This window comes from Saccharopolyspora gregorii, from assembly GCF_024734405.1.
Lineage (GTDB): Bacteria > Actinomycetota > Actinomycetes > Mycobacteriales > Pseudonocardiaceae > Saccharopolyspora_C > Saccharopolyspora_C gregorii.
Map to the genome: position 1 here is coordinate 2,114,063 of NZ_CP059556.1, position 12,053 is coordinate 2,126,115.

The 12,053-nt window shown below is 72.4% G+C and carries 10 protein-coding genes; 8 read left to right on the forward strand and 2 right to left on the reverse strand.

What is annotated here, in order from left to right; all coding sequences use genetic code 11:
- Positions 1 to 56: 56 nt before the first annotated feature.
- On the forward strand, positions 57 to 1,631 hold the full coding sequence (locus H1226_RS09045) for a deoxyguanosinetriphosphate triphosphohydrolase family protein (RefSeq protein ID WP_258348376.1): 1,575 nt from the start codon (positions 57 to 59) through the stop codon (positions 1,629 to 1,631).
- Between the two features lie 252 nt (positions 1,632 to 1,883).
- Here the strand turns inward: H1226_RS09045 and H1226_RS09050 are convergent, their stop codons facing one another.
- Positions 1,884 to 3,179, reverse strand: coding sequence for an MFS transporter (locus tag H1226_RS09050; protein WP_258348379.1), 1,296 nt, complete (start codon positions 3,177 to 3,179; stop codon positions 1,884 to 1,886).
- A gap of 160 nt (positions 3,180 to 3,339) precedes the next feature.
- On the opposite strand from H1226_RS09050, the gene H1226_RS09055 reads away from it, so the two are divergent.
- The 4 genes from H1226_RS09055 to H1226_RS09070 all read left to right on the forward strand — a co-directional run bounded on the left by H1226_RS09055 (position 3,340) and on the right by H1226_RS09070 (position 7,327).
- Positions 3,340 to 4,008: an acVLRF1 family peptidyl-tRNA hydrolase gene (locus H1226_RS09055; protein ID WP_258348380.1), complete on the forward strand. Its 669-nt coding sequence runs from the start codon at positions 3,340 to 3,342 to the stop codon at positions 4,006 to 4,008.
- Between the two features lie 251 nt (positions 4,009 to 4,259).
- Positions 4,260 to 5,888, forward strand: coding sequence for an ABC-F family ATP-binding cassette domain-containing protein (locus tag H1226_RS09060; protein WP_224957660.1), 1,629 nt, complete (start codon positions 4,260 to 4,262; stop codon positions 5,886 to 5,888).
- A 329-nt stretch (positions 5,889 to 6,217) separates the two neighbouring features.
- Positions 6,218 to 6,427 (forward strand): helix-turn-helix domain-containing protein, encoded by a 210-nt coding sequence (locus tag H1226_RS09065; protein WP_009942935.1) that lies wholly within the window; start codon positions 6,218 to 6,220, stop codon positions 6,425 to 6,427.
- A gap of 144 nt (positions 6,428 to 6,571) precedes the next feature.
- Positions 6,572 to 7,327: an enoyl-CoA hydratase/isomerase family protein gene (locus H1226_RS09070; RefSeq protein WP_309148797.1), complete on the forward strand. Its 756-nt coding sequence runs from the start codon at positions 6,572 to 6,574 to the stop codon at positions 7,325 to 7,327.
- Between the two features lie 134 nt (positions 7,328 to 7,461).
- Here H1226_RS09070 and H1226_RS09075 read toward each other — a convergent pair whose 3' ends face one another.
- Positions 7,462 to 8,265 carry a sugar isomerase domain-containing protein gene (locus tag H1226_RS09075; RefSeq protein WP_258348382.1) on the reverse strand — a complete coding sequence of 268 codons (804 nt, stop codon included), beginning with the start codon at positions 8,263 to 8,265 and terminating at the stop codon, positions 7,462 to 7,464.
- 220 nt (positions 8,266 to 8,485) lie between these two features.
- On the opposite strand from H1226_RS09075, the gene H1226_RS09080 reads away from it, so the two are divergent.
- The 3 genes from H1226_RS09080 to H1226_RS09090 all read left to right on the forward strand — a co-directional run bounded on the left by H1226_RS09080 (position 8,486) and on the right by H1226_RS09090 (position 12,052).
- Positions 8,486 to 9,109 carry a TetR/AcrR family transcriptional regulator gene (locus tag H1226_RS09080; protein ID WP_258348384.1) on the forward strand — a complete coding sequence of 208 codons (624 nt, stop codon included), beginning with the start codon at positions 8,486 to 8,488 and terminating at the stop codon, positions 9,107 to 9,109.
- A gap of 297 nt (positions 9,110 to 9,406) precedes the next feature.
- A complete protein-coding gene (locus H1226_RS09085) occupies positions 9,407 to 10,120 on the forward strand; it encodes an Imm1 family immunity protein (protein WP_224957652.1) in 714 nt (237 codons plus the stop codon).
- A 150-nt stretch (positions 10,121 to 10,270) separates the two neighbouring features.
- On the forward strand, positions 10,271 to 12,052 hold the full coding sequence (locus H1226_RS09090; protein WP_258348385.1) for an ABC transporter substrate-binding protein: 1,782 nt from the start codon (positions 10,271 to 10,273) through the stop codon (positions 12,050 to 12,052).
- Position 12,053 lies beyond the last annotated feature (1 nt).

Below are 12,053 nucleotides of genomic sequence, written 5' to 3' on the forward strand. Positions count from 1 at the left end.
GTGGCGCCGTCCGAACGCTTCCCCGGCAGCGGGGAGGCACGCAGTAACGTGCGGGCATGCGAACCGATCCTCCGGTCGAGCGAACCTCCCGCCGCAGCGACGCAGTCCGCGCCGGACGCCCGGCCTCCGACCTGGCGGCCAGCCCGTTCCGGGCCGACCGGGACCGGGTGTCGAGCTCCGCGTTCTTCGCCCGCCTCGGCGGTGTCACGCAGGTCGTGACGCCCAGCGGGTCGGGGATGCTGCTGCACAACCGGCTCACGCACAGCTTGAAGGTGGCCCAGGTGGCGCGAGCCATCGGCGAGCGGTTGTGCGCCGATCCGGACGCGGCGGCGGTGATGGACGAGCTCGGCGGCTGCGACCTGGACGTGGTGGAGGCCGCCGGGCTGGGGCACGACCTGGGGCACCCGCCGTTCGGACACCTCGGGGAGACGGTGCTGGACCGGATCGCGCGCCAGGACTTCGGGCTCGTGGACGGTTTCGAGGGCAACGCGCAGTCGTTCCGGATCGTGAGTTCGATCGACGTGCGCGGCGACCCGGGTGGTGCCGGGGACGGCCTGGACCTCACGGCCGCGGTGCGCGCCGCACTGCTGAAGTACCCGTGGACCCGGCGGCACCGCCCGTCGCCGCACCCGCGCGACCTGCGGGTCCCGCCGCGGGGCGCGTCGGAGCCGGACGAGGCGCCGGGCACCGGCTCGGCGAAGTTCTCTTGCTACGTCACCGAGTTGGAGGACATGCGGGACTGCCGGTCGGTGTTCCGCGGCCGCATCGAGAGCTGGCAGCAGACCGTCGAAGCCTCGGTGATGGACACCGCCGACGACATCGCCTACGCGATCCACGACCTGGAGGACTTCCACCGGGTCGGCATCCTGCAGCACACCACCGTGTCCAACGAGCTCACCGAATGGCTGGCGCACCAGGTGGAGCTGGTGAAGCTGGGCGACGCGGACCTCGCGGGCACCGAGCACCTGCCGGGCCGGTCGCTGGAGCGCCTGCGGCGCAGGCTGCACGCGAAGGACTCCTGGATCGCCTCGGACGCGGCGTTCACGGATGCGGTGAAGCGGGTGCTCGACGAGCTGGTCGCGAAGCTGCTCCAGGTGCCGTTCGACCGCTCCAAGCAGGCCGAGCAGGCGGTCGCGGTGTTCTCCGGCGAGTGGACGCGGCGGCTGGTGGAGGGCGTGCGGGTGGAGCGGACGCCGACGGTGCGCTCCGGGCACGTGTCGCTGGCACCGGAGCAGTGGCACGAGGTGCAGGTGCTCAAGTTCGTGCACCGCCGCTTCGTGCTGCAACGCCCCGACCTGGCGCTGCACCAGCGCGGCCAGGACCGGTTGCTGACGAAGCTGGTGACCGCGCTCGACTCGTGGTTGATCGACCGCAGCGAGGCGGCGCGGCTGCCGCACCGGCTGCGGGACCTGTTCGAACGGGCCCGCGCGGAGTTCGCGGAGCTGCGCGGGAGCGATCCGATCGCGCTGTCGACCGGCGGCCACGAGCTCGGCGCGGCGGACCTGGAGCGGTGGGCCCGCGGTCGCGCGGTGATCGACTTCGTGGCCTCGCTGACCGACGACCAGGCCGCGTCCCTCCTCGAAGCGCTCTCCGGCAGGACGACCCGCCTGTTCTCGGAGATCTCGATCTGACTGATTCCTGTTCCCGCCTCGCAGGGGGCGGGTGGCGGAACCTCAGCGGGATCCTCGCTGCGGGATCGTTGTCACCGGTGGCTCCGCGACAGGCGGCAACGCCGTCCTCGCGAGCACGGGTGGTCCGGTTGCTCGGGTGGTCGGTGGCTCAGCGGCTTCGCCGCTGGCGGGAAAGCGATACCGGCCGCCGAGCAGGTCCCGGAGTGGGGTTCCGCCGCCCCGTCCGGCGCAGGGGAGTGGAGCTACCGGTGCTCAGCCGGTCGGCGGTGCCTCGGTGAGGGTGCGCCGGTAGGTCTCGGTGAGCAGGTAGCCGGAACCCAGCGAGATCAGGCACACCGCGATCACGTACCCGGCGATCGCCATCGACGAGCCGGTCCACCCGTACAGCGCGGTGCAGATCATCGGCGCCAGCCCGCCGCCGAAGATCCCCGCCAGCTGGTAGGCCAGCGACGCGCCGCTGTAGCGGAACCGGGTGCTGAACAGCTCCGCGAAGTACGCCGACTGCGGCCCGTACACCGCGGTCCGGCACAGCTGCACCACTACGCCGCCCAGCAGGAACAGGCCGATCGAGCCGCTGTCGACGAGCAGGAAGTACGGCACCGCGAACACCGCCAGCCCCGCCATGCCGGCCATCGACATCCCGCGCCGCCCGATGCGGTCGGAGAGCAGCCCGAACGCCAGCATCAGCGGGATGTCGGCGAAGCTCAGCAGCGCGTTGGCGCCGAGGACGGTGGTGCGCTCGTAGCCCAGCGAACCCGTCGCGTACGCCACGATCCAGGTGGTGCCCACGTAGAAGGTGGCGTTGGTGGCGAGGAACGAGCCCGCGGCCAGCGCCACGGTCCGCGGGTGCTCGCGCAGCACGTCGAGCACCGGTGTCCGGGTTCGCGGCTGCTCGCGGGCGGCCTGCTGGAACACGGGGCTCTCGCTGATCCGCAGCCGGATGAGCAGGCCGACGCCGATCAGCACCCCGCCGCACAGGAACGGAACCCGCCAGCCCCAGGTCAGGAACGCGGCCTCGTCGAGCCCGGCGGACAGCGCGGCGAACACGAGGTTGCCCAGCAGCAGCCCGGCGGGCACCCCGATCTGCGGCCAGCTGCCGTAGAAGCCGCGCCGGTGCGGCGGCGCGTGCTCCACCGCCATCAGCGCGGCCCCGCCCCACTCGCCGCCGACGCCGATGCCCTGCGCGAACTGCAGCACCGCCAGCAGCAGCGGAGCGGCGACGCCGATGGTCCCGTAGGTCGGCAGCACCCCGATCAGCACCGTCGCCACGCCCATCAGCAGCAGCGACGCGACCAGCACCGGTTTCCGCCCGTGCCGGTCCCCGTGGTGCGCGAACAGCACCCCGCCCAGCGGCCGCGCGACGAACCCGACGGCGAAGGTCGCGAACGAGGCGAGGGTGCCGAGCAGCGGTTCGAACTCGGGGAAGAACAACCGGTTGAACACCAGCGCGGCGGCGGTGCCGTAGATGAAGAAGTCGAACCATTCGATGGTGGTGCCGATCAGCCCGGCGAACGCGACCCGCCGCGCGCTGGAAGGGGGAGCGGTCATCCCGGCGCACCTCCCGATCGATGTGATCCAGATCATCCGCACTCGGGTCGGTGCACGTCAACGGGCTGCCGATCGCCGCAGCGGTGGCTCGGGCGAGCGGAGCCCCCGGCTGCGCCGAACGTCCTCGCGCCGGGAAGCCCGCGCGTGCTGGGATGGGGGCATGCGCAGCAGGGAACTCGCCGGGGGCGGCCGGGCGGTGGCGGTGCCGCCGGAACGGCTGGCCGGCTGGTTCGAGCGCTTCGCCACCCGCCACGGCGGGGCGGAGCGCACCGAGCTCGCCCCGCGCGAGGTCGTGGTCACCGCCGCCGACGGCGCCACCGCGCGGGTCGCGGTCGCGTTCGCGGACCTGCCGGGGCCGCACGGCGAACGCCCCGGCCTCGCGGTGCGACCGCTGGTGGAGCACGCGCGCACGCCGCGGCGGATCGGGTTGGTGCTGGTGCGCCTCGGCGCGCACAGCGTCGGCATCGCCCGCGGCGGCACCGTCGAGGTCTCCCACACCGACCGGCACCTGGTGCACGGCCGGAACAAGGCGGGCGGCCAGTCCCAGCAGCGCTTCGCCCGCCGCCGCGAGGGCCAGGCCCGGCGCTCGCTGGAGTCGGCCGCGGCCGACGTGGCGCGGGTGCTGCTGCCGGAGCGCGACCGGCTGGACGCGCTGGTGCTCGGCGGTGACCGGCGGGCGCTGGAGGCGCTGCGCGCCGAACCGCGGCTGCGGGAGTTCCTGGCCACCGCGGAACCGCGGGTGCTCGACGTCCCGGAACCACGACGTTCCATCCTCGACGACGCCGCCGAACGCGCCACCGCCGTCGAGGTCCACGTCCGCGAACCGTGACCGGCCGGTCGCGTCCCGTCGCCGGGGTGCGGAGTGCGCGCCGGAGCCGCGGGACCGGCCGCTACACTGGGCACGTGGTGAGCAAGCGCGCGACGAACAGGTGCGCGGCGGAGCTCCGCCTGCGGGGGCCGCGCACGACGGTCTCCGCCGATTAGCCGCGGTGCCCTCGGCCCGTCGAACCCGGTGACCGGACCGGCCTGCGGCGGGCGTCCCCGTGATCTCGCTCGACCACTACGTCTTCGGAGCCTTCCTTGATCTCTGCCTCGGGCCTAGAACTGCGCGCGGGTTCGCGCATCCTGCTCTCCGGCGCCACGTTGCGCGTCCAGCCGGGCGACCGGATCGGCCTGGTCGGCCGCAACGGCGCGGGCAAGACGACGACGCTGCGGGTGCTCGCCGGTGAGGGCGAGCCCTACGCCGGGGAGCTCGTCCGACGCGGCGAACTCGGCTACCTCCCGCAGGACCCCCGCGAGGGCGACCTGTCGGTGACCGCGAAGGACCGGGTGCTCTCCGCCCGCGGCCTCGACCAGCTGCTGCGCGACATGGAGAAGGCGCAGACCGAGATGGCCGAGTTCGCCGACGACCGGAAGCGGGACAAGGCGATCAACCGCTACGGCAAGCTGGAGGAGCGCTTCGGCGCCCGCGGGGGTTACGCGGCCGAGAGCGAGGCCGGGCGGATCTGCTCGAACCTCGGGCTGGCGGACCGCATCCTGTCCCAGCCGCTGCGCACCCTCTCCGGTGGTCAGCGCAGGCGCGTCGAGCTCGCCCGCATCCTGTTCGCCGCCTCCGAGGCGGGGCCCGGCGGCCGTTCGGCGACGACCCTGCTGCTGGACGAGCCGACGAACCACCTCGACGCGGACTCGATCAACTGGCTGCGCGAATTCCTCCGCTCGCACGACGGCGGGCTCGTGGTGATCAGCCACGACGTGGACCTGCTGGCCGACGTGGTGAACAAGGTGTGGTTCCTCGACGCGGTCCGCGGCGAGGCCGACGTCTACAACATGGATTGGAAGCGCTACCAGGAGGCGCGGGCCGCCGATGAGAAGCGCCGCCGCCGCGAACGCGCCAACGCCGAGAAGAAGGCCTCCACGCTGATGGCGCAGGCCGACAAGATGCGCGCCAAGGCGACCAAGGCCGTCGCCGCGCAGAACATGGCCCGCCGCGCGGAGAAGCTCGTCAACGACCTGGAAGAGGAGAAGGTCGACGACAAGGTCGCCAAGATCCGCTTCCCCGACCCGGCGCCCTGCGGGCGCGTCCCGCTCACCGCGAGCGGGTTGTCGAAGTCCTACGGCTCGCTGGAGATCTTCAGCGGCGTGGACCTGGCGGTGGACCGCGGGGCGAAGGTCGTGGTCCTCGGTCTCAACGGCGCGGGCAAGACCACCCTGCTGCGGCTGCTCGGCGGCATGGAGGAACCGGACGCGGGTGCCATGGAACCCGGGCACGGCCTGCGCGTCGGCTACTACGCGCAGGAGCACGAGACCCTCGACCACGACGCGAGCGTGTGGGCGAACATCCGCAGCGCCGCCCCGGACACCCCGGAACAGCAGCTGCGCACCCTGCTCGGCGCGTTCCTGTTCCGCGGCGAACAGCTGGAGCAGCCCGCGGGCACCCTCTCCGGTGGCGAGAAGACGCGATTGGCGTTGGCGGGCCTCGTCTCCAGCGCCGCGAACGTGCTGCTGCTGGACGAGCCGACGAACAACCTGGACCCCGCGAGCCGCGAGCAGGTCCTCGACGCGCTGCGCAGTTTCACCGGAGCGGTGGTCCTGGTCACGCACGATCCAGGAGCCGTGGAAGCACTCGAGCCGGAACGGGTGATCCTGTTGCCCGACGGGACCGAGGACCACTGGTCGGCTGATTACTTGGAGCTAGTGCAACTCGCCTGACGAGTGGTTTTTCCCACCACGATCTTTCCGCAACGCGTCACGGTCCGCCGCGACGACCGGTCGCCGCTCGCGACGAGCGGCGACCGACCCCGCACAGTCGTCACGCTCTGACCAGCCAAAACGTCGTGGGATGGCGATCCTCACCGCCGGATGTCCCGAGTTGGCTAGACCGAACGGTCGAGCGCATTCCGGTGATCGCAGCCTATCGATCTCAACCGTTGGGCGATCTTTTTGCATGATCGCCTGGCGTTTACGGCCGTCCTGTTCGATCATTGCGACGACAGGGGTCGCGAGCGGCCCGACCTGTTCGGAGGGAAGGCGGGGACACTGTGGCTGACCTGAAGAAGGGTGCGCGAATTACAGGGAGCGCCCGGGACAAGCTTGCCAGTGACCTGAAGAAGAAATACGAGAAGGGTGCGAGCATTCGCGCTCTCGCCGAGGCGACCGGCCGTTCCTACGGGTTCGTGCACCGAGTCCTCAGCGAGTCCGGGGTGCAGCTGCGCGGACGTGGGGGTGCGACGCGGACCAAGAAGAAGTGACCCGGCGGGCATGATCGGTTCCATGCGGTCCGTTTTCGACCGGCGGGTAACGTCTTGCGCGGTTCCTGTCCGGTCAACGCAGAACTGATGGAGGCCCGCTTGGAGCAGTCGAGGATGGACGCCGACCTTCTGGACCGTGGCGGTGTGGGGCTCACGGTCCAGGGGCGGCGCGCCACCATCACACTTGATCGCCCGGACAAGTTGAACGCGCAGACGCCGGCCACCTGGGCGGCGCTGCGCGACATCGGACAGTCCCTCGACCCGGAGGTCCGGGTCGTGGTGGTGCGAGGGCGGGGGCGCGCGTTCTCCGCAGGGCTGGACCGGCGGCTGTTCGGGGCCGACGAGGTGGACGGCGAACCCGGCCTGGTCTCGCTGGGGCAGCGCCCCACCGAAGAGGCCGACGCCGCGATCGCCACGTTCCAGCAGGGGTTCAGCTGGCTGCGGGAACCCGACCGGGTGACCATCGCGGCCGTGCACGGGCACGCCATCGGCGCGGGCTTCCAGCTCGCCCTGGCCTGCGACCTGCGAGTGCTGACCGAAGACGCTTCGCTGCGGATGGCCGAGACCGGGCTGGGGCTGGTCCCGGACCTCGGCGGCACCTTGCCGCTGGTGCGCGCGGTGGGTTACGCGCGTGCCGTGGAGATCTGCGTGAGCGGGCGGGACGTCCCGGCCGCGGAGGCGCTGCGGATCGGCCTGGCCAACTCGGTCGTCGCGGCCGACGAGCTCGACGCGGAGGTGGACCGGCTGGTGGAGGCGCTGAGCGCACCGCCGGAAGGGGCGGTCCGCGAAACGCTGGCGTTGCTGGCCCAGGCCGACGAGGCCGTGGACCCGGAGCAGCAGCTGGCGGCGGAGCGGGCGGCGCAGATCCGCCGGATCTCCGGCATGCTCGGCTCCGGCTGAGCGGTAGCGCGTTCTCGACCCCGGGGGCCTTCGGGCTCGGGGCGCGAGCGCCGAGATCTCCAGATCGGGAGCTCTTCCGAATCGGGGCCGGTTCCGCATCGCGCGGGACCGGCCCCGGTTCGTGTTCCTGCGGGTCAGACGAGTCCGGGGACCCGGGCTCCGTAGTGCTGCAGGTTCGCCTTGTTCGCCTCGTCGCCGCCGACGGTGTTGGCGCTGCGCCACACCGGCAGCGGCACCTCCGCCCGCTGCGCGGCGTCGTGCAGCTCCACCAGCAGCATGTTCCACAGGTAGGCGTTGGACAGCGAGGACAGCGGCGCGGTCACCGGTTCCGCCACCGGGTAGCTGGCGTCACCGCCCGGCACCAGCGTGTCCAGCACGATCCCCGCTTGGGCGGCGAGCGTGGTGCCCGCGCGCAGCGGGGCGTCGGCGGAGGCCAGCGGCGAGGTGATCGCGACGACCACCGAGCCGGCTTCGGCCGCGGCGATCGCCAGCTCCACCGGGTACGGGTTCACCCCGGAGTTGGAGAACACGACCAAGGCGTCCCGCCCGCCGCGGAACCCCGCTTCGGCGAGGACTTCGCGGGCGAGCCCGCTGGTGCGTTCGGTGTTCGTGGAGGCCACCGCGCCGTGCAGCGGAAGCAGGTCGGGGTGGTACAGCGGACGCACCGCGGCCAGCCCGCCCGCGCGGTAGAACGACTCCATCACCCCGGCGAGGGAGTGGCCGGCGCCCGCGGTGAACACGAGGCCGTCCGCGCGCACGCAGTCGAGCAGCGCTTCGGCCGCCCCGCGCAGCGCCGCCGCGTTGTGCTCGCCGATGGCGCGCAGGTGCGCGAGGGTCGGTTCGGCGTGGTGCGGGCCGGTCACGGCTCGTGTCGGTTCCGGTGGGGGCGTGGCGGTCGAGGTGGCCTCGGGGCGGCCGGTGCCGGGATTGTCGGGCATGCGCGGACTCCTGGGTGCGAACTGCGGAACCCTGCCGGTCTATACCAATGGCGCGGGTGCTGGCAACCGAGGAGCGGCCCGCGGGCGGCGCCGTGTTGATCGCGGTGCGGTGATCACTCCCGCGCTACAATGATTACTCTGCGGTGTCGGTCGCGGGACGGGCGCCGCTGCACGCACGAGCCGACGCAAGATCAACGAGCGCAAGATCAACAGGGGATGCATGCCGCAGCGTAGGAATCGTCGGGTCCAGCTCGCCGACGCCGCGATCGAGGTGCTGGCGAGGGACGGGGGTCGCGGCCTGACCCATCGGGCCGTGGACCGCGAGGCGGGCTTCCCCGAGGGCACCACCAAGAACTACCACCCGAACCGGGATTCCCTGTACGTGGCGATCGCCCGGCGGATGGCCGATCAGCAGACCGCGGCGATGCGGCGGCTGCGGGAGAACATGCCGGAGGGCGTGTCCGCGGACGACGTGCGGGCGCTGTACCTGGCGATGCTGCGGCGGATGGCGGGCGCGGCGCGCTCGCAGTTCCTGGCGCTGTTCGAGCTCCAGCTGGAAGGCGTGCGGAACCCGCAGGTGCGCTCGGCGCTCGGCGAGATGACCCTGGCGGGGGTCGATTCGGCGGTCACCCTGCACGCCGCGGTCGGCGAACCGATCTCCGCGCGCGGCGGCGGGCTGCTGGAGGCCGGGATGATGGGCGTGGCGATGTCCGTGCTGAGCCTGCCGGACGACGTGGTGGGGCGGATCGGGTTCGGCGATCCCGACGAGCTGGGGCGCTCGCTGCTGGGGATGGCGGTGGACGCGGAGCCGGCGGACGGCCTGCTGCGCGGGCAGGCGAGCTGACCGCTCCCGCCGCGAACCGGTCCCGCCGGAACCCGTCCCGCTCGCCGGGTGGCGAGTTCCGAGGTGCTGCGCGGGCCGTTCCTCCCCCTCGCGGGACGAGCGGTCCGCTTCGTCGTTCCGGTCCGGTGAGCTGGGGTTCCGCCCCAGGTGGCCGCGCTGCGCAGTGGCAAGATCACGACAGGTAGTCTTCGTTCTCCCGGTACCGCTGTCCGCGGGCGCCGAGCGGGTTGGCATCATTGCTCGCGGCGTGTCCATGCGAGACCAGCAGAATCGACTCCCGTGGGGTGCAACGAAGGCATGTCGAATCCGCCTCTGCAAGACGGCCCGGTCGAACCCTTGGCGGTCGTGTTCGCCCGCCTCTCCGACGTTCCGCTGGACCAGGTGGACAAGCTGATCGAGGCCACCGGCGCCGTCTACGGCGAGCTCAACAAGATCCACGGCCACCCGTACTGGGGCGAGCTGGTGCTGCACCAGGGCGCCGCGATCAAGGCCCTGCGGGAGGCGCGGGAGTGCCTGGACGCGCTGCGCTCGGAGGCGGTGGGTGCGCGCAACACCGAGCTGGGCGTCACCGTCGCCACCGCCGTCGTGGACGGCGAACGCCACTACGCCACGACCAGCGACGACAAGGCGTCCCTGGTGGAGAAGGTGCTGCGGCCGCCGACGGCGGGCCGGGCCGCGCACCTGTACGTGTGGGACCGGCCGTACGAGAGCGACGAGATCGCCGGGCCGTACCAGCAGCTGCGGATCGTGACCGACGCGGACGCCGAGGTCGGGGTGCTCAACTACACCGAGGAGTCCGAGGAGGGCGACCTCACCTCGTGGCACACCTGCAACCCGGCGCCGCTGGCGGACGCGCCGAAGCTCCGGTTCGACGCGGGCAGCGCGCTGCTGTTCCCGAAGGACTCGGTGCTGCCGTTCCGCGACCTGCGCGCGGGGCTGCTCGGCTACGTCGTCGACGGCTCCCGGCCGGACGCGGTGCAGTGGCAGCAGGCCCGCTGGGGCGACACCTGATCGTGCGGGTGGGCGCGGGCCGATCCGGTACCGCGTAACGGTTGGGTACACACTCCGTGACCTGGCCTGCGGCACGGCTCGTGGAGCATTGACTAACCGCACCCGGGGATGGTTCTTTCTCCTCACTTCTGGAGAAGGGTGGGGTGCATCGTGGGGCGGAGACTGCTCGTCGCGCTGCTCGTCCTGGGTGGCCTGCTCGTGCCGAACGCGGCCATCGCGGCGCCCGCCGAGCAGGGCGAGGCCCGGCTGCGGGTCGCGGTGCCGCAGCAGATCGACTCGCTCAACCCGTTCCTCGGGTACTCGCTGGCCGCCACCGACCTGTTCCGGCTGATCTACCCCACGCTGACGACCTACAGCCCCGAGGACTTCTCGGCCACCCCCGAGCTCGCGGAGAGCTGGGAGACCTCCCTGGACCGGCTGACCTGGACCTTCCGCATCCGGGACGGCGTGCGGTGGACCGACGGGCAGCCGGTCACCGCCCGCGACGCCGCCTACACCTACGACCGGATGATGCGGGATCCGGCGGCGGCCACCGCGAACGGCAACTTCGTGGAGAACTTCGCCTCGGTCGCCGCGCCCGACGAGCGGACCCTGGTGATCCGCACCAAGACGCCGCAGGCCACGATGCTGGCCATCGACGCGCCGATCGTGCCCGAGCACGTGTGGTCCGGGATCCCCGACGTCGCCGGGTTCGCCAACGACCGGATGCCGGTGGTCGGGTCCGGCCCGTTCGTGCTCACCGAGTACGAACCGGAGCAGTACGCGACGCTGCGCGCGAACCGGCGGTTCTGGCGCGGGCCCCCGAAGATCTCCGAGCTGCAGTTCGTGCAGTTCAAGAACACCGACGCCTCGGTGCAAGCGCTGCGCAAGGGCGACGTGGACGTCGCCCAGCGGCTCACCCCCGCCCAGTTCGACGCGCTCGCCGGGGAACGCGACATCGCGCAGGTGCGCGGTCAGGGCCGCCGGTTCTTCGAGATGCTGATCAACCCGGGCGCGGCGGACAGCGCGGGCGACCCCATCGGCAGCGGGCACCCGGCGCTGCGCGACGTCCGGGTGCGCCGGGCCATCGACCACGCCGTGGACAAGGAAGCACTGGTCGAGCGGGTGCTCAACGGCTACGGGCAGGTCGGCGGCGGCTACCTCCCGCCGATCTTCGACGACTACCACTGGAACCCGCCGCGGCCCCGCGAGTTCGACCTGGCCGAGGCGAACCGGCAGCTCGACGCGGCCGGCTACCGGCGCGGCCCCGACGGCGTCCGCCGCACCCCGCAGGGGCAGCCGCTGGACCTGCGGTTCATGCTGCACGCCAGCGCCTCCGCCGACGCGCAGGTCGGGGAGTTCGTGAAGCGCTGGCTCGCCGACGTCGGCATCCGCGTGCGGCTCGAACCCGTCTCGGACAACCAGGTCAACGACCGCACCACCGCCGGGGACTTCGACCTGGCCGTCTCCGGCTGGTCGGCGAACCCGGACCCGGACTACGTGCTGCGGCTGCAGACCTGCGCCTCCCGGCCCACCCCGGAAGGCGGCGGCACGCCCGACTCGTTCCTGTGCGACCCGGCCTACGACGACAGCTACGCGAAGCAGCTCGGGGAGTTCGACCCGGCGAAGCGGATCGAGCTAGTGCAGCAGGCCCAGGCGCGGTTCTACGAGCAGGCGTCCGCATCGGTGCTGTACTACCAGAACTCGCTGGAGGCCTACCGCTCCGACCGGTTCAGCGGGTTCACCGCGCAACCCGCCGACGGCGGCGTGATCACCGGGCAGCAGGGCTACTGGGGCTACTACGGGGCGCGGCCCACCGCGGCCGCCACGACCTCGCGGGCCGCCGACGACCGCACCACCCTGCTGGTGCTGGCCGGCGTGGTGCTCGTCGCGGGCGCGGTGGGCCTGCTGGTGGCGCGGCACCGGCGGGCCACCGTCGACGAACGGGAGTGAG

What these genes read in the sequence shown, in the direction of transcription:
- H1226_RS09050 (WP_258348379.1), bottom strand. Translation starts at nt 3,179, where the DNA reads ATGACCGCTCCCCCTTCCAGCGCGCGGCGGGTCGCGTTCGCCGGGCTG.
- H1226_RS09045 (WP_258348376.1), top strand. Translation starts at nt 57, where the DNA reads ATGCGAACCGATCCTCCGGTCGAGCGAACCTCCCGCCGCAGCGACGCA.
- H1226_RS09075 (WP_258348382.1), bottom strand. Translation starts at nt 8,265, where the DNA reads ATGCCCGACAATCCCGGCACCGGCCGCCCCGAGGCCACCTCGACCGCC.
- H1226_RS09080 (WP_258348384.1), top strand. Translation starts at nt 8,486, where the DNA reads ATGCCGCAGCGTAGGAATCGTCGGGTCCAGCTCGCCGACGCCGCGATC.
- H1226_RS09085 (WP_224957652.1), top strand. Translation starts at nt 9,407, where the DNA reads ATGTCGAATCCGCCTCTGCAAGACGGCCCGGTCGAACCCTTGGCGGTC.
- H1226_RS09055 (WP_258348380.1), top strand. Translation starts at nt 3,340, where the DNA reads ATGCGCAGCAGGGAACTCGCCGGGGGCGGCCGGGCGGTGGCGGTGCCG.